The 455-nt window shown below is 68.4% G+C and carries 1 pseudogene; it reads left to right on the forward strand.

The features are described 5' to 3' along the window. A pseudogene (locus tag MKK75_RS00460) lies at positions 1–455 on the forward strand (GntR family transcriptional regulator); the annotation flags it as partial.

The raw sequence follows: 455 nt of genomic DNA on the forward strand, positions 1-455 counted from the left end.
ACACTGTCCACAAATGGACCCCGATCGGCACAGAACCCGAACGACTCAGCAACTGCCACACCTCAAACAGGGGAAGCGGCCAAAAACGCATCAGGAAGCCCCAGGAGGCCCGGCGTCGGCTCCCGCCCGCGCACGGATGCCAGCATGGAGCGCCGCCGCCGCTGGGCTGCCTCTGGCCGCCTGCCGCCGGGTCTCGCCGCCCGGTTCACGCAGGCAGAGGTCGCCGTTCTGGCCTTGGTTGCAGCCGAGGTAGCCCGTCGCAGTGATTGCCGGCTGGCGATCGAAAACCTGGCGGCCGTGACCGGCGTGTCCCGCACGACCGTCAAGAACGCGATCCGCGAGGCGACACGGCTCGGCCTGCTCACCGTCGAGGAGCGGCAGGTCACGGGCTGGCGGAATGACACCAATGTGGTCCGCATCACCAGCCGGGAATGGACGGCATGGCTGCAGTTGGC

The sequence above is a fragment of the Methylobacterium sp. J-030 genome (genome assembly GCF_022829545.1).
In the GTDB taxonomy this organism is placed as follows: Bacteria; Pseudomonadota; Alphaproteobacteria; order Rhizobiales; family Beijerinckiaceae; genus Methylobacterium.